The organism is Hymenobacter qilianensis, from assembly GCF_014638675.1.
Lineage (GTDB): Bacteria > Bacteroidota > Bacteroidia > Cytophagales > Hymenobacteraceae > Hymenobacter > Hymenobacter qilianensis.
In genome coordinates, this window is sequence record NZ_BMFN01000005.1 from 137028 (window position 1) to 152204 (window position 15177).

Genomic DNA, 15177 nt, shown 5'->3' on the forward strand with positions numbered 1-15177 from the left:
TTAGGAGGTGGGGAAAGTCGAGGGAAATGAGCGGTTATAAGAAGGCAGTGGGAAAGAGAATCAGGGGGTAAAGACCAGCTCGCGCAGCAGAATGAACGTTCCCATGGCCAGGGTAAACCAGCCGAAGGCGGGCTTGAGCTTGGCACCCGGGATGTAGCGGGCGAGGTAGGTTCCCAGGACGATGCCGCCGAGGGCAAAGGCCAGGAAGCCGGCCAGGAAGGTCCAGGCGATGGGGGTACCGGCGCTCAAATCGCCGGTGAAGCCGATGAGCGAGTTCAAGGCGATGATGGCCAGCGAGGTGCCCACCGCCAGCTTCATGGGCAGGCGGGCACCCAGTACCAGGGCCGGGATGATGAGAAAACCGCCCCCGGCGCCCACGAAGCCCGTGAGCGTGCCTACGACCAGCCCAATGCCCAGAATGAGCGGATAATTGAAGGCGTGCTTCTGGTGCAGCTCCTCATCCAGCACCTGTTCGGCCTGCTGGCTGCGAATCATGGACACGGCGGCGCCGACCATCAGCACCGCAAACGCTACCAGCACCAGCAGATCTTTGGTGAAGACGAGGCTGCCTACCGTGAACAGCTCGTGGGGAATGGCGGGCATGAGCAGCTTGCGCACGGCAAACACGGCCGCCAGCGAGGGCAGCAGAAACACCAGCGCCGTTTTCAGCGACACCAACCCCTTGCGGAAGTAGCCCCAGGCCCCCACCACTGAGGTCGAGCCCACCACGAACAGGGAATAAGCGGTGCTCAGCACCGGGCTCACGCCCATCAGGTAGACCAGCACGGGCACGGTAAGGATGGAGCCACCCCCGCCCATGATGCCCAGGGAGAGGCCAATGAAGATTGCCGCGAAGTAGCCGAAGGTGGGAAGCATGGGGTACGGGTGAACGTATGAATTTATGATATGTTGTTCATGTGTTTGACCAAAAAAAAGGCCGCGACTCCTACAGGAACGTGCAGGCGGCCAGGCACTGAATCACGTCCACCACTTCGCGCATTTTGAGCGAGTAAAAGATGTTTTTGCCGTCGCGGGTGCTGCTCAGAATGCCCTTGAGCTTCATGCCCGTCAGGTGGTGCGAGAGCAGGCTCTGTTCCACGTTCAGCTTCTCGCTGATGTCGGTCACGGAGAGGCTCTCGTGACCCGAAAGCAGCTGCACGATGGCGATGCGGGTGGGGTGGGCCGTGGTCTTGAGGATGAACGCCACCTTCTCCATCTTCTCGGTGGTCAGGTTCAGTTCAGCGTCGGGGGCAGCGGGGAGTATCATAACTGGGGGCAAACTTATGAACAGTTGTTCATTTATACAAGTGTGGCACCCCGGTTAGTTCCACTACTTTCTTTTTCCTTTCCCCAGGCCTGGTAAAAACCCGAATTCCAGCCCCTGATGGCGGTTGTCGGCTTGTTTAGTCCCGGGCGATAGTGAACTTAAGGCGGCAAAGTTTTGGTTGGGAGTGGCATAATTGGACCCCTGCGGGCTGCAACCCCGCCGCTGATTCGCGGCCTTTGGGCTACTAAATCCGGTCCGGTATCATAATTGTGCGCACCTTTGCGCCACCTACCTCGCTCCCATGTCCCGTCTGTTGTCCCATTTGCTGTTGCTGATTTATGCGGGTGTCTACCTGCATTGCCAGCCGCTGTCCATGCGGACCCAGGGGGCCGAGCCGGGGGCTGGTACGCGCCAGGAGCAGCCCCGCGCCGGGCTGTGCAAAAAGAAGCTGCAGACGGTACAAGCCGACCCGCAGGCCGACCACGCGCCGGTGGTGAAAGCCAAGCTTCTGCCCCTGGACCTGGCGCTGGGCAATGACTTCCCCACGCTGTATTTCGGCCTGCTGTTCCCGGCCGACGAGCCTACGCTCAACCCCGTCCGCGGCCCGAATGCCGGCCCCGAGCAGTCGTTTGCCAACCACCCCAACAAGGCTCCGCCCGTCCGCTTTTCTTAGGAAAATGCGCAGTGGAGCCGGGTTTTTACCCGGTTAATTGCCCCACGATGTGGGGGCGATAACCGGTTTTTTTATGCCCGGTCCGGCCCGCCGCTTGGTTTAACACCCTCTATTACCCGGCCATCGGGTACTCCCGCCTTTTCCTGAGAACCCCAGCAAATCTGCCTGTAAAGTGGCTGGCTGCGCCCCTGTGCGCCCGGCCCGGATTTCTGTCCTGACTTCTCGGAACCCATGTTTTTCCCTCTTGTACCCCCTGCCCGGCTCCTGCCGCCGGGTAGCCGGCGGCTGGTTGTGGCCCTGCTGTTAGCGGGCTCCCTCAGCCAGGCGCAACCGACCCCGGTTATCCCGGCCGCCGGCCGCCCCCTCACCTTACCCCAGGCCCTGGAATTGGCCCGCACCCAGGCCCCGCACCTGCAGGCCAAAGCCTACCAGGTGCAGGCCGCGGAAGCCGACCTCACCCACACCAAAACCCAACGCCTGCCCTCCCTGCGACTCAGCGGGCAGGTGAGCTACGGCTCCACCAACGCCGGGGCCGGCACCATGCTGCCCGTGGGCACCATCATTCCCAGCAGCGGCTCGCTGAGTGGGGTTAATTCCTACAATGCCGTATTCGGCAGCCTGGGCACGGCCCTTATGGAGTGGAGCCCGGTCACCTTCGGCCAGTACCCGGCCCAATGGGCCCGGGCCGAAGCGGCCCGCAGCTACGCCCAGGCCGATGCCGACAACGAGCTGTTCACCCAGCAGCTGCGCGTGGCCCAGACCTACCTCGATTTGCTGGCCACCCAGAGTTTGCGCCGGGTGCGGGAGCAGGACGTGCGGCGGGTCGCCGTGCTGAAAAAGACCATCACCCGGCTGACCCTGCACGGCCTGCGCCCCGGCGTGGACAGCACCCTGGCCCGCGCTACCGAGGCCCAGTCCCAGCTGGCGCTCCTAACCGCCCGCGAGCAGGAAGCCGACCGCCAGGCCCGCCTCTTCACCCTGCTGGGCCAGCCCGGGGCCACCTGGCAGCCCGACACGCTCTACAACCAGACGCCGCCCCCGGCGCTGGTGCCGCCGGCCGCCACCCACCCCACGCTGGGCCTGCAGCAGCGGGCCATTGACCTGGGCCAGGCCCGCGAAACAGCGCTGCGCCGTCAGTACCGGCCCCGGCTCTCGCTGCTGGGCGCCACCTGGGGCCGGGGCTCCGGCCTGGGCGCTGACGGCCAGACCGACTACGGGCTGGGTGGGGCCGCGCCCACCCGCTTCAACTACGCCGTGGGCGTGGGGGTGGTGTTCGACCTGCTCGACTGGCCCCGCGTGCAGGCCCAGGCCCAGGCGGAAAACCTGCGCACCCAGGGTTTGCAGGCCGAGTACCGCCAGCAGCAGCTGGAGCTGAGCAACCAGGCCACCCTGGCCCAGCAGCGCCGGCAGCTGGCCGCCGAGCGGGCCCGCCAGGCTCCGCTGCAGCTCACGGCCGCCCGCCAGGCCTACCGCCAGAAGCTGGCCCTCTACAACGCCGGGCTGGCTACCGTGGTCGACCTGACCCAGGCCCTGTACGGGCTGCAGCAGGCCGAGCAGGACCAGGTGCTCACGGCCAACGCCGCCTGGCAGGCCCTGCTGGCGCAAACCGCCGCCGCCGGCGACTTCTCCTTCTTTTTCACCCCCGTAACGCCCTAGCCCCATGTACGAACTTATCCGGTCGGCCCTGCAGCGGCCCCTCACCGTGGTGGTGGCCATGCTGGCCATCCTCTTCTTCGCCTTCGCCGCCGTGCGCGACATTGCCGTGGACATCTTCCCCAGCATGGACGTGCCGGCCATCTACGTGGCCGAGCCCTACGGGGGCCTCTCGCCCGAGCAGCTCGACGGCTTCATGGCCAACCAGTTTCAAAACAACTTCCTCTTCGTGTCCGGAGTCAAGAAGATTGAAACCAAAAGCATTCAGGGCCTGACCCTGATCAAGCTCTCCTTCTACCCCGGCACCGATATGGCCCAGGCCGCGGCCGAGGTGGCCACCCAGGTGTCGCGGGCGACGGCCTTTATGCCCACCGGCACGCTGCCCCCGCAGGTGGTGCGCTTCGACGCCAGCTCTCTGCCCGTGGGCCAGCTGGTGCTGGAAAGCGAGAAAAGCACGCTCACCCAGCTCCAGGATTTGGCCGCCAGCCGCATCCGGCCCATGTTCACCACCATTCCGGGCGTCACGTCCACGGCCCCGTTCGGCGGCAACATCCGCACCATCGTGGTGAAGGCCGACCCGGCCAAGCTGCGCGGCTACCAGCTCACGCCCGACGACGTGGTCCAGGCTATCGTGGCCAGCAACCAGCCCTCGGCCGCCGGCAACGTGAAGATGGGCGACGTGGCCTACATGGCCCCGGTGAACTCGCTGATTGAAAACCCCGCCGACTTCCTGGACGTGCCCCTGCGCCCCGGCGCCGGGCCGGGGGTGTATTTGCGCGACGTGGCCACGGTGGAGGATGCCGCCGACGTGACGACGGGCTACGCCGTCATCAACGGCCAGCGGGCCATCTACCTGCCGGTCATCAAAAAGGCCGATGCTTCCACCCTCAAAGTGGTGCAGCAGGTCAAGGACCAGCTGCCCACCCTGCGGGCCCTGCTGCCCGCGGACGTGAAGCTCAGCTACGCCTTCGACCAGTCGACCTACGTGGCCAACTCGCTCAAAAGCCTGGTCACGGAGGGCATCCTGGGCGCGGTGCTCACGGGCCTGATGGTGCTCTTGTTTCTGCGCGACTGGCGCAGCGTGCTCATCGTCGTGACCACCATTCCGCTCTCGGTGTTGTCGGCCGTGATTCTGCTCCAGCTCTTCGGGCAGACGCTCAACATCATGACCCTCTCGGGCCTGGCCCTGGCCATCGGCGTGCTCGTGGACGAGGCCACGGTGACCATCGAAAACATTCACCAGCACCTGGAGCGGGGCCAGCCCAAGGCCCAGGCCATCTGGGACGCGGCCCGCGAAATTGCCCTGCCCAAACTGCTGATTCTGCTCTGCATCCTGGCCGTCTTCGCGCCCGCCCTGATTATGGAAGGCGTGCCCCGGGCCATGTTCCTGCCTTTGTCGCTGGCCGTGGGCTTTGCCATGGTGGCCTCATTCCTGCTCTCGCAAACGCTGGTGCCGGTCATGGCTAACTGGCTGCTGAAAGACCACGCGCCAACGGCCGGCCACGATGAGGCGGAAGGGAAACCCGGCTTTTTTGCCCGCTTCCAGGCCGGCTACCAGCGCCTGCTCATCCGGGCTCAGGGCCGGCAGCGGGGTCTGGTGCTGGGCTACCTAGTCTTATCAGTACTGGTAGTAGGAGCGGGGTTTGCGTTCATCGGCACCGACATCTTCCCGCAGGCCAACAGCGGGCAGTTTCAGCTGCGGCTGCGCGAGCAGGTGGGTACCCGCCTGGAAAAAACCGAGCAGACCGTAGCGGCCGTGCAGGCCATTATCAATCAGGAAGTGGGCCCCGACAACGTGGAAATCAGCTCCACCTTCGTGGGCACCCAGCCGGCCAGCTTTGCGGTTAACTCGGTGTTCGTCTTTACCGCCGGCCCCCACGAGGCCCTGTTGCAGGTAGCCCTGAAAGAGGGCGTGCACGTGAACCTGAGCCAGCTCAGGGAGCGCCTGCGCGGGCGCATCCAGCAGGCCCACCCCGGCCTGCAGCTGAGCTTCGAGCCCATCGAGCTGGTGGAAAAGGTGATGAGCGACGGGGCGCCCACGCCCATCCAGGTGAACGTGGGGGGCAAAAACCTGAAGGAAACGGCTGGCCACGCCCGCAAGGTGCTGGCCGAATTGAAGCGGATTCCCTACCTGCGCGACGTGCAGATTGCCCAGCCCCTGCAGTACCCGGCCCTGCGCATCGACGTGGACCGGGAGCGGGCCGCCCAGTTCGGGCTCACCAGCCAGGAAATCACCCGGTCGGTGGTGGCGGCCACGTCCTCCTCGCGCTTCACGAGCAAAAACCTCTGGCTCGACCCCAAGTCCGGCCTGGGCTACCAGGTGCAGGTGCAGCTGCCCGAAGACCAGCTCACCCAGCTCCAGGACTTGGAGGCGCTGCCCGTCAAGCCCGGGCAGGCCCGCCCCACCATCGGGGAGGTGGCCACGGTGTCGGCGCGGCTGATGCCCGGCCAGATTGACCGCCAGGGCCCCTACCGGCTGGTGAGCATCACGGCCAACGTGCAGGACCGGGACCTGGGCACCGCCGCCCAGGCCGTGCGCCAGGCCCTGCAACAAGTCGGGGAGCCCCCGCGGGGCGTGGTGGCGAATCTGGTGGGCCAGCCCCAGCTGCTGGCAGAAACCATGAGCAGCCTGCAGACCGGGCTGGGCATGGCCATCGTGGTGATTTTCCTGCTGCTGGCGGCCAACTTCCAGTCGTTCCGGCTCTCGCTGGTGGTGCTCTCGGTGGTGCCGGCCGTGGTGGCGGGCTCGCTGCTGCTGCTGCTGGCCACGGGGGCCACGCTCAACCTGCAGTCCTACATGGGCATGATTATGAGCGTGGGCGTGTCGGTGGCCAACGCCATTCTGCTCATCACCAGCGCCGAGAACTTGCGCCACGAGCACCGCGACGTGGCGCTAGCGGCCCGCCTGGCCGCCGACACCCGCATCCGGCCCATCCTGATGACCAGCATTGCCATGATTGCCGGCATGCTGCCCATGGCCTCGGGCCTGGGGGAGGGCGGCGACCAGATTGCCCCGCTGGGCCAGGCCGTCATCGGCGGCCTCCTCGCCTCCACGCTGGCCTCGCTGCTGGTCTTGCCCCACGTGTTCGGCTGGGCCATGCGCCATGTAAGCTACGAGTCCCTCTCTATGCTGCCCGCCCGGACCCGGCAGGCCGCTTAATCTTCTCCTTTTTCCAACTGGCTGTATATGAATGCCTTCCTGAAACTGATTGCCCGTTCGCCCCAACCTACTGCCCTGCTGGCGGCGGGCCTGCTGCTGAGCGGCGCGCTGAGCAGCTGCTCGTCCGGCGGCGCCTCGAACCCCGTGGCCGAGCAGCCCACGCCCGCGGCGCCGGCGGCCGTCACCACCTTCCGGCTGAGCGCCGCCCCGGCCGTGCGCCGGCTGCGGTTGCCCGCCGAGCTCAAGCCCTTGGAGCAGGTCGACATTTTCCCCCGCGTGGGCGCTTTTGTGCAGCGGGTACTGGTGGACCGCGGCTCGCGCGTGAGCAAGGGCCAGACCCTGGCCGTGCTCGAAGCCCCGGAGCTACAGGCTCAGCTGGCCCGCGCCCGCTCGCGCTGGCAGGCCGCGCAGGCCAAACTATCCGGCACCAAGGCCAGTTACGAGCGGTTGCTGCGCACCAGCCAGGAGCCGGGCACCATCTCGCCCAATGACCTGGAGCGGGCCCGCGCCGAGCTGCAGGCCGACCAGGCGAACGGGCAGGCCGCGTATGCCGAGCTGCAGGCCCGCCGGGAGCTGAGCAACTACCTGGTGGTGCGCGCCCCGTTCAGCGGCACCATCACGGCCCGCAACGTGTCGGCCGGGGCCCTGGTGGGACCGGGCGGGGGCCAGCCGGCCGCGCCGATGTTCTCCCTGGAAAACAGCCGGACCCTGCGCCTGGAGGTGGCCGTGCCCGAAGCGGCCGCCGGCCAGTGGCTCCAGCCGGGCGCTGCGGTGCCCTTCACGGTGCCGGCCTTTCCCGGCCAGACCTTCACGGGCGTGTACCGCCGCAACGCGAGTCGGCTGAGTCCAGCCGTGCGCTCGGAGCTGGTGGAAATGGACGTGGCCAACGCCGATGGCCGCCTGAAAGCGGGCATGTACGCCCAGGTGCTGGTGGCCCTGCCCACCGAAGCGAAAGCCGTGGCCGTGCCGACCTCGGCCGTGTTTGCCTCCCCCGATGCGCCCCAGCAGGCGCAGGTGGTGCGCGTGCAGCAGGGCCGCGCCCAGTGGGTGCCCGTGCGCCAGGGCCCGCTGCTGAGCCGCGACACGGTAGTGGTATTCGGCCCTTTGCAGCCAGGGGATGAGTTGGTGCGGGAAGGCGCCGAGCAGGTGGGCGATGGGCAGCTGCTCAACGTGGCGAGGGCCAAGCCCGCCGGGGCTTGATATATGAACGTTTCTTCATTTGTTTGTTGTTGCCGGTTTAAATCCCTTGACTATGACTCGTAAAACTCTTCTGCAGTGGCTGCCGCTAGCCCTGTTTGCTCTCGTACTGTTCACCCCCCTGCGCACCCCCGTACTGAGCGGTCTGCAGCGCGGCCTGCTGGCCACGGGCCTGTGGAAGGCCCAGCTGCCGGCAATCCCGGCGGCCCCCGTTTCCCCCGCTGTTTCCTCCCCGAGCGCCAGCGCCTATCCCCACCACCTGCCGCTGGTCACGCTCGACGGTAAACCCGTTAATCTGAGCGAGCTGAAGGGCAAGGTGGTGTTCGTCAACCTATGGGCCAGCTGGTGCCCGCCCTGCGTAGCCGAGATGCCCGGTATTCACTCTTTGTACCAGAAAATGGACCCCAAGAAGGTGGCCTTTGTGCTGCTGTCGCTGGATGAGAACCCGGCGAAGGCCCAGGCCATGATCCAGCGCCGGGGCTATACCTTCCCGGTATACTTCCCGACAGGTCCGCTGCCGGCCCCGTTTGACTCCAACGCCCTGCCCTCCACGGTCATTCTGGACCCGCAGGGGCAGGTAGCCGCCCGCCACGAGGGCATGGCCGAGTACGACACGCCCGAGTTTAAGGCGGCGTTGGAAAAGTTAGCTCGGTAAGCGCGTCGACGCATTGCACTCCGGTAAAGCCCTGGCTCAACAGCCAGGGCTTTTCTGTGGCGCTTCATCCAATAAAACGTTACTGCCCTACCGGCAACCTGAAGCACCAAGGTCCGGTCGCCGAATTGGTCATTTACGTAATGGCCGTGGCTGTTGCAAAAGTCAACCCCAAGGCGGCAACTTGTTCTTCGAACCACTAAGCACCCCCACGAGGAGCCCTGCCTATGGCCTGCTAGCCTCTACTAGTCGACGGCGTTACCCTCCAGCTCCACGATAAAAGCGTTTTGCAACAGCCACGGCCCTTCTAAGACAGCGATACGCCGGTTAGTAACACCGGTCCCGCCCCCGATTGCCCCAGGGCCTACCGCACCATAACGGGTCAAGATCTGGTGCTAGCCCAAAGGAGGGGACTGCTGAAACCCCAGTTTGCCTCTACATACTGTGAAGCTCCTATATTGAGCGCCTCTTCCTTCTATTTCTTCCGTTCCTACTCCATGAAAGTACCCCTACCCTACGGCCGATTGCTCCATTTCTGCGGGTTGCTGGCCTTGCTGAGCGGCTGCGGCCAAAAAGACCCGGACCCCGTGCCCCCCACGGGCATCGCCGGGACGGTGACGGTACGCAACCAGCTGGGCACCGGCTTGCCCAAGGGGGGCGTCACCGTGACGGTATTCCCTACGAGCCCCTTGCTTACGGCCAAGACCAACGAGGCCGGGGCCTTTGCCCTCGGTTCCGTGCCGGCCGGTACCTATACCCTCGTCTTCAGCCGGCCCGGCCTGAGCACGTTCGTTCTGCGCGGCGTGGCCCACCCGCAAAGCAACGGGCTGACCCGCCTGCCCGAAACCTATGCGCTGCTGCAGGAGCCCGAGCTGCGCGCTACCAGCCTGCGGGCCACCAACTCCCCGGCCGGGGCGGGGGGACTGCCCTTCGTCACCTTTGCAACGGGTAGAACCAGCCCGCAGCCCACTTCGAACGGCAGCTACGTGCTCTATTTCAGTACTACGCCCGACGTGAGCTTCCTCACTGCTACCAGCGCTATTATCCTCGTTAGCAGTGCTTCCTCGGCCACGACCACCCACAGCTCCACATGGTCCCTGGACCGGGCCGAGTTGGCGCGCTATGGGTTTACTCCCGCCAGCGGCACCACCGGGTATGCCGTGGCCTACGGCATGCAGGGCATGACCCCGTACACGGACCTGGCCACCGGGCAAAAAGTCCACTGGCCCCATCCCAACCTCACGCCCTCGCCGGTCGTCAGCTTTACCATGCCCTAGGCGGGAAAGGCCCCGACAGCGGTTGCTGCCCCCTGGCCGGTACCCCATCGGGAAATAAAAGCAACAGAAGTCCTCCTGGCGGTGCACAGCCGGAAGTCGCGCGACTCTTGGTGGCCCGCTGACCTTTCTAGCGCGGGGTGAGTGCCTGAAACGCGGCTAGGCTTCCTCGCTTCCGAAAGGGCGCGCAGAGCGGTGTCTGGGTAAGGCTTCACCCGCGGCCTGTAGGGTAGGAGCAAACAGGAGTTTACTCGTGACGGACGCGACTAGAATGGTCCACTTTCCTCTTAGATTTCTTCCTTTACATGGGGAGAAGCGAATGCGAATCCATGGCGCAAACTGAAAAGTGAACAGTAGGGAGAAAAGGACTTCCAGGGAATCTTTCGCTATCCTGATACAGGCTCACCGGCCTCCTGGAACGGTCCGAAGGGCCCCCGGAAAAGGGAGGGGATTGTCCTGTCAAACGAGCTCGTAATGGCCCCATAATGGCGGAATCTTACGCCTCCCTTTTCCTTTTCAGCAACCTCAAGTTAGGGTGAGTAGGCGAACATAGGATAATGCGTTTTATCCGACTCCTTGTTATTGGGGGCACTGTTCTTCCACAAGTACGGGTATGGGCCGCCGTGGCCCGGAGGTGAGGGGCGGGACTTATTCCCTTTACTCGCCTCCCTACTGCCCCGCCTCTCAACGGTTGAAATAGACCCGGAACGTACTGCCCACCCCGGGCTGGCTTTCCACGTCGATGCGGCCCCCGCTGTTCTCCACCATTTTCTTCACCAGGTACAGGCCCACGCCCGAGCCCTCCACGTGCGTGTGCACACGCTGAAACAGCCCAAATAACTGGGCTTGCTGCCCCTCGGTGAGCCCCAGCCCATTGTCGGTTACTTCCAGCACGCCGCCGTTTTCCAGGCGGCTGCGGACCTCCACGCGCGGGGGCAGGCCGGGGCGTTGGTATTTAAGCGCGTTGCTGACCAAGTTGTAGATGACGCTGCGCAGGTTGCTTGCCGGGAAGGCCACCGCCGGGCACGCGGCCACGTCCACCTCCACCTGCGCCCCCGCCGCGGCCAGGGGCAGCGCCAGGTCCAGCAGCACGTCCTGCACCACCGCCGCCAAACTCACCGGGACGGGGGGCGCGCCTAGGGCGGGGGGCTGGCGGGCCAGGGCGGCCAGATGGCTCAGCGTGCGCTGGAACCGCTCCACCGACTCCTGCATCAGGGCCAAAATAGGCGCCGCCGGGCCCGCCTGGCAGTCGCCCGGCAGCTCTTCGCGCAAGGCTGCCAGCAGCCCTTCGAGGTTGGTAATGGGGTTTTGCAGGTCATGCGAGGCCGTGTAGACGAACGTGTCCAGCTCGCTGTTGGTAAAGGTTAGCTGCTGGTTGTTCGCGCCTAACTGGTCGTTAACGGCGGAGAGCTGGTCGTTTACCACGGCCAATTGCTGGTTCAACCCCTCAGCCGCGCGCTGGGCAGCCTCGGCTTCCCCCACGGCGTTGGATACGGTGTCGACCAGTCCCTCGTTGGTGAGCACCAGTTCGTCATTGAGCTGGCGCACGGCCGCCTCCGCCCGGCGCAGTTCCCCCGCTTGCCGCCGCATGGCTTCGTTGGCGGCCCGCAGCTGCTTGTTGGCCACCGCCAGCCGCTGGTTGGCCAGGGACAGTTCCACGTTGGTGACGCTGAGCTCGTGGTTGCTCACCGTGAGCTCTTCATTAATCACGTCCAGCTCCTCGTTCGTGCTGGAGAGTTGCTCGTTGGCGACCGCCAGCTGCTGGCGGGTACGGGCGGCTTGCTCTTCGTGGGTCTCCACCCACTGGCGCGCCAGCACGTGGGCGCTCACGTCGTAGGCAAACAGCAGCAGCCCCGTCACCGTGCCGGCGGCATCGCGCACGGCTTGGCCAATGAAGGTGAAATGGACGGGCCCATGCCCGCCGCGGCCGGGGTAGGCGATTGCCTGCACCCCGTACCCCGTGCGCCCGCTGGCGTAGACCTCGTCCAGCAGGCCGAAAAAGGGCTGGCTGGTGAGCTCCGGCAAGGCGGCCCGCAGGGGCAGGCCCGCCAAGGGCCGGTTGCCGAACAGCCCCCGAAACAGTTCATTGGTCACCGTAACCATGTGGTCGGGGCCGGCCAGGCTGGCCAGGCACGCGGGGGAGTCCCGCACCAGGGCCAGCAATTGGCGGGCGCCGGCGCTGCCCGCCGCTTCCGGTTCAGGGCGGACGAAGGACACTGCCGGGGGCGTGGGGCGGGCGCTAGAGTGGGCAAATGGCTCGGAATCAGGCATTTTCGTATGGGGCTGACAGGAAGGTACGGTTTTATTCGGCGGGCTAGCGGGCTGGGGGGTACGGGCTACGCCGGGTGCTGGGGCTGGAACTGCAAATCGCCACTCAGCGCCTCGTGCTGCAGAATGGAGGCGTGCACGACGCGCGCCTGCTGGCCGGCCTTTTCCGCTTGTTGAAAAAACAGGGCCGCCACGGCCGGTTCCTTCTTGTCGAGAAAGTGGGCGCCCAGGTTGTGGAGCAATAGGCTCGTTTCCTCCAGGCCCCGCAGGGACTGGTAGAGCAGGCTTTCCACGGACTGGGTGACTTCGCTCAGCAAGGCGCTGACGGTGTAGGCGTGGCCGGTATGGCAGCGGTAGCGAATGAGCTGGCCCTCGATGAGCTGGGTGAGCGCGCCGTGGCAATCGGGGCAGGTAAACGGGGTGAGCTTGCCCTTGTCGATGATGCCCAACTCAAAGCCCCCGCCCTGCTTGGCAATCGAGAGCTCAATGCGCAGCAAGTCGAGCTGGGCGGCGGGCAGGGGGGGCTTCCCCGGGGCCAGCTCCGTGGTGAGGCGCCCCAGCAGCGCCCCCAGCTGGGAGAGCGGCACCAGATGGTCGGGCTTGACGTATTCGAGCGCGTTGGTGGGCATCGACGGCTGCTCGGCGTCGTGGGGGTCCTGCACGATGGTGAGCCCGCCCATGCGCTGCACGCTCCACAACCCAGAGGTGCCGTCGTCGAGGTAGCCGGTGAGCACCACGCCAATCACGCGGGGCCCGAAGGTGTAGGCCGCCGAGCGGAACAAGGCATCAATGGAGGGTCGGAAGCGGTTTTCCTTGGGCCCACGCGTGACCAAGACCGTCGTGCCTTCCAGCAAGAGGTGATGGTCGGGCGGGGCCACGTAGATGACACCGGGTTTCACCGTTTCGCCGTTTTGCGGGTGCCGCGCCGGCAGCGCCGAGACCGAGCTCAGCAGCTGGGGCAGGATGCTGGGCGAATCCGCCCCCACGTGCTGCACCACGAAGAGGGGCGCGGGAAAGTCCGCGGGCAGGGACTTGACGAGCTCGAGCAGGGCCGTCACGCCCCCGGCCGAGGCGCCGATGACGACGATGTCGCGGTGGTGACGCTTGGTCGAGCGACGAATAGAGGCGGCCATGGCGTTGGGGGCGAGGGGAGGTGAACCAAGTAGAAGCAGATACGCACAATGAGCCCCGGAGGCTGAGCCAAGGGTCGTCATCGACACCCGATTGCCCCCGTACGGGCCCGGCTGATAGAATTCCCATCACCGGCAACCCTGCCGGCTGCCCCCCGCGGGGCAGGCTACCCCGCCGGCTGGCGGGGGAAATGGCCTCCCTACCGCGACGCCGGCCGGCCACCGGGGTAGTCTGATTGGCCTCGAAATTGCGTAGCGCTGCCGAGCGTAGTACTTCGTACGAGGTCGTCCTTTACTTACTATCCCCACTACCCATGGACTTACTATTACAGGAATGGTATGATGACACGCAGGCCTGGCCCTGCGCGGCCTGTGGCCCTGGGGGGACACCCCATCGCGTGCAGCAGGTATTACACCACTATGGCCATGGCTTAGAAGAGCTGCTGCTGGCCCAGGGGCGAATTCTCGAAGACGGTGCGAAAGCGCGCCTGACTCTGCTGGTAGCGCGCCTGCGCGGCCTCGTGGGCCGTAGCCGCGACCGGCCCGGCCCGCATTGGGTTGTCTTCTGCCCGCAGGGGTGGCCGCTGGGGCTCGTCAGCGGCGGGGGGGAAGGCGGCAAGGGCGAGTCAGCCATAGGGAGGGGAAAGAGAGGATCCGTAAGGTACGGGTTTCACCCGTAGGGCCGCCCAGGAGAGCCTAGGCGCGCTTGAGCGCGAGGCGGCGGACGAGACGATTGCAGGCCGCTTCGGGCGCGAGGGGATCATAGCTCTGGCGGGAAGTGAGAAGCGGAGGCGTTTTAGCGGGTAAACTCCTCCCGCTGCAGCGTGGCTTCTAGGACCCGGGCCGAGGGCCGAGGCAGCTCGTCCTGACCCGCCAGCTGCTGCAGACTGACCTGCCCGTCGATGTAGCGCTGCAACTCCTGCAGAATGGCTGTGCCGGGTTCCGTGCCGCCCAACCGGGCCACGGCAATGCCCCACTCGGCATGCTGCTGCCGCTTCAACCGGGCCGCGCGCTCGGCGGCGGGCAGCTCCTCCGGGATCGGGGTAAAGTAGGAACAGGCCATCTCCTCCGTGCTTTTCAGGTCCACGGGCCTCTCTATACGAAGGCCGGGGGTGGGGGTTTCTTCGCGCGTCAGTTCCGGCTCGTACTCCCAGGGGGAGTCGCATGAGGCCCGCTGGAAGAGCAGCCAGCGCACGGGCTGGGGCCCGGCGAACAGGCCGGGCTGCGCAGTCCCCTGATGACTCGTTCTGCGCGGTGGTGTACGGCGAGCAGGCAGCGTTGTGGACTGGGCATCGGGGCCTGGAAAAGATACTAGGGCCTGCGTGGTAGGGGGAGGTCGTCCTTTTGTCTCTACCTTTCGGGTGGTATCCTCTTTTCCTTTTCCGCTAGCCTCCCTCCCGGTACTGTTTCGCCGCGGGCAGCAGGCTAGCCTTCCTCGCACCCGCTCGGCCATGCAACTGCTGCTGTATTCTACCTGTATGACGCTTTACCTGCACCAGCAGGGGGCCGCGCGCGCCATCGAAGCGCAGTGGTCGGGCGCAGCGAGTGGGGCCATGCTGCGCCAGGCCGTGCTGGAGGCCCTGACCCTGGCCCGCCAGTACCGCATCACGGGCTGGATTGCCGATGACCGGCTGCTGCTGGGCCCGCTGCCGGCCGAGCACCTGGCCTGGGTGGCCCAGCACGTGCTGCCCCAGCTGGTGAGTGGGGGCGTGCAGCGGTTTGCCGCCCTGGCGGCCCTGGATCCGGGCAACACGCAGCTGCTGGGGCAGGCCCAGGCCAGAGCCCAACAGCAGCTGCCCTTTGAACTGCGCACGTTTCGGGACGTGGCAGCAGCGCGGGCTTGGGCCTGCGGGCTGGGATAGCGGATAAATGAACTAGGGTAGCACCATGCTGCTACGGACTC

The 15177-nt window shown here is 65.9% G+C and carries 13 protein-coding genes; 8 read left to right on the forward strand and 5 right to left on the reverse strand.

From position 1 onward, the window contains the following. Nucleotides 1–60 precede the first annotated feature (60 nt). Nucleotides 61–876 carry a sulfite exporter TauE/SafE family protein gene (locus IEW06_RS19515; protein ID WP_188548806.1) on the reverse strand — a complete coding sequence of 272 codons (816 nt, stop codon included), beginning with the start codon at nt 874–876 and terminating at the stop codon, nt 61–63. Between the two features lie 70 nt (nt 877–946). Then, nucleotides 947–1267: an ArsR/SmtB family transcription factor gene (locus IEW06_RS19520; RefSeq protein WP_223285014.1), complete on the reverse strand. Its 321-nt coding sequence runs from the start codon at nt 1265–1267 to the stop codon at nt 947–949. Between the two features lie 301 nt (nt 1268–1568). On the opposite strand from IEW06_RS19520, the gene IEW06_RS19525 reads away from it, so the two are divergent. The 6 genes from IEW06_RS19525 (at nt 1569) to IEW06_RS19550 (ending at nt 9879) form a co-directional block, all read left to right on the forward strand. Continuing rightward, nucleotides 1569–1940 (forward strand): hypothetical protein, encoded by a 372-nt coding sequence (locus tag IEW06_RS19525; RefSeq protein WP_187734441.1) that lies wholly within the window; start codon nt 1569–1571, stop codon nt 1938–1940. Nucleotides 1941–2171: 231 nt separating this feature from the next. Further along, nucleotides 2172–3596 (forward strand): TolC family protein, encoded by a 1425-nt coding sequence (locus tag IEW06_RS19530; protein WP_188548807.1) that lies wholly within the window; start codon nt 2172–2174, stop codon nt 3594–3596. A gap of 4 nt (nt 3597–3600) precedes the next feature. Beyond that, a complete protein-coding gene (locus IEW06_RS19535; RefSeq protein WP_188548808.1) occupies nt 3601–6753 on the forward strand; it encodes an efflux RND transporter permease subunit in 3153 nt (1050 codons plus the stop codon). Between the two features lie 27 nt (nt 6754–6780). Then, nucleotides 6781–7953 (forward strand): efflux RND transporter periplasmic adaptor subunit, encoded by a 1173-nt coding sequence (locus IEW06_RS19540; RefSeq protein ID WP_187734444.1) that lies wholly within the window; start codon nt 6781–6783, stop codon nt 7951–7953. A 52-nt stretch (nt 7954–8005) separates the two neighbouring features. Then, nucleotides 8006–8605, forward strand: coding sequence for a TlpA family protein disulfide reductase (locus IEW06_RS19545; protein ID WP_187734445.1), 600 nt, complete (start codon nt 8006–8008; stop codon nt 8603–8605). A gap of 494 nt (nt 8606–9099) precedes the next feature. Beyond that, complete coding sequence (locus tag IEW06_RS19550; protein ID WP_187734446.1) at nt 9100–9879, forward strand: carboxypeptidase-like regulatory domain-containing protein; 780 nt, start codon at nt 9100–9102, stop codon at nt 9877–9879. 681 nt (nt 9880–10560) lie between these two features. On the opposite strand, the gene IEW06_RS20955 is transcribed toward IEW06_RS19550, so the two are convergent. Continuing rightward, nucleotides 10561–12147 carry a sensor histidine kinase gene (locus IEW06_RS20955; RefSeq protein WP_308422048.1) on the reverse strand — a complete coding sequence of 529 codons (1587 nt, stop codon included), beginning with the start codon at nt 12145–12147 and terminating at the stop codon, nt 10561–10563. Nucleotides 12148–12212: 65 nt separating this feature from the next. Then, nucleotides 12213–13277: a chemotaxis protein CheB gene (locus IEW06_RS19555; RefSeq protein ID WP_188548809.1), complete on the reverse strand. Its 1065-nt coding sequence runs from the start codon at nt 13275–13277 to the stop codon at nt 12213–12215. Nucleotides 13278–13588: 311 nt separating this feature from the next. Between IEW06_RS19555 and IEW06_RS19560 the strand changes: the two genes are divergently transcribed. After that, complete coding sequence (locus IEW06_RS19560) at nt 13589–13954, forward strand: hypothetical protein (protein WP_187734448.1); 366 nt, start codon at nt 13589–13591, stop codon at nt 13952–13954. Between the two features lie 116 nt (nt 13955–14070). Here the strand turns inward: IEW06_RS19560 and IEW06_RS19565 are convergent, their stop codons facing one another. Further along, nucleotides 14071–14337, reverse strand: a complete 267-nt coding sequence (locus IEW06_RS19565) for a hypothetical protein (protein ID WP_187734449.1) — start codon at nt 14335–14337, stop codon at nt 14071–14073. A 298-nt stretch (nt 14338–14635) separates the two neighbouring features. Between IEW06_RS19565 and IEW06_RS19570 the strand changes: the two genes are divergently transcribed. Then, nucleotides 14636–15136, forward strand: a complete 501-nt coding sequence (locus tag IEW06_RS19570) for a hypothetical protein (RefSeq protein ID WP_187734450.1) — start codon at nt 14636–14638, stop codon at nt 15134–15136. Nucleotides 15137–15177 lie beyond the last annotated feature (41 nt).

What these genes read in the sequence shown, in the direction of transcription:
- IEW06_RS19515 (WP_188548806.1), bottom strand. Translation starts at nt 876, where the DNA reads ATGCTTCCCACCTTCGGCTACTTCGCGGCAATCTTCATTGGCCTCTCC.
- IEW06_RS19520 (WP_223285014.1), bottom strand. Translation starts at nt 1,267, where the DNA reads ATGATACTCCCCGCTGCCCCCGACGCTGAACTGAACCTGACCACCGAG.
- IEW06_RS19525 (WP_187734441.1), top strand. Translation starts at nt 1,569, where the DNA reads ATGTCCCGTCTGTTGTCCCATTTGCTGTTGCTGATTTATGCGGGTGTC.
- IEW06_RS19530 (WP_188548807.1), top strand. Translation starts at nt 2,172, where the DNA reads ATGTTTTTCCCTCTTGTACCCCCTGCCCGGCTCCTGCCGCCGGGTAGC.
- IEW06_RS19535 (WP_188548808.1), top strand. Translation starts at nt 3,601, where the DNA reads ATGTACGAACTTATCCGGTCGGCCCTGCAGCGGCCCCTCACCGTGGTG.
- IEW06_RS19540 (WP_187734444.1), top strand. Translation starts at nt 6,781, where the DNA reads ATGAATGCCTTCCTGAAACTGATTGCCCGTTCGCCCCAACCTACTGCC.
- IEW06_RS19545 (WP_187734445.1), top strand. Translation starts at nt 8,006, where the DNA reads ATGACTCGTAAAACTCTTCTGCAGTGGCTGCCGCTAGCCCTGTTTGCT.
- IEW06_RS19550 (WP_187734446.1), top strand. Translation starts at nt 9,100, where the DNA reads ATGAAAGTACCCCTACCCTACGGCCGATTGCTCCATTTCTGCGGGTTG.
- IEW06_RS20955 (WP_308422048.1), bottom strand. Translation starts at nt 12,147, where the DNA reads ATGCCTGATTCCGAGCCATTTGCCCACTCTAGCGCCCGCCCCACGCCC.
- IEW06_RS19555 (WP_188548809.1), bottom strand. Translation starts at nt 13,277, where the DNA reads ATGGCCGCCTCTATTCGTCGCTCGACCAAGCGTCACCACCGCGACATC.
- IEW06_RS19560 (WP_187734448.1), top strand. Translation starts at nt 13,589, where the DNA reads ATGGACTTACTATTACAGGAATGGTATGATGACACGCAGGCCTGGCCC.
- IEW06_RS19565 (WP_187734449.1), bottom strand. Translation starts at nt 14,337, where the DNA reads ATGGCCTGTTCCTACTTTACCCCGATCCCGGAGGAGCTGCCCGCCGCC.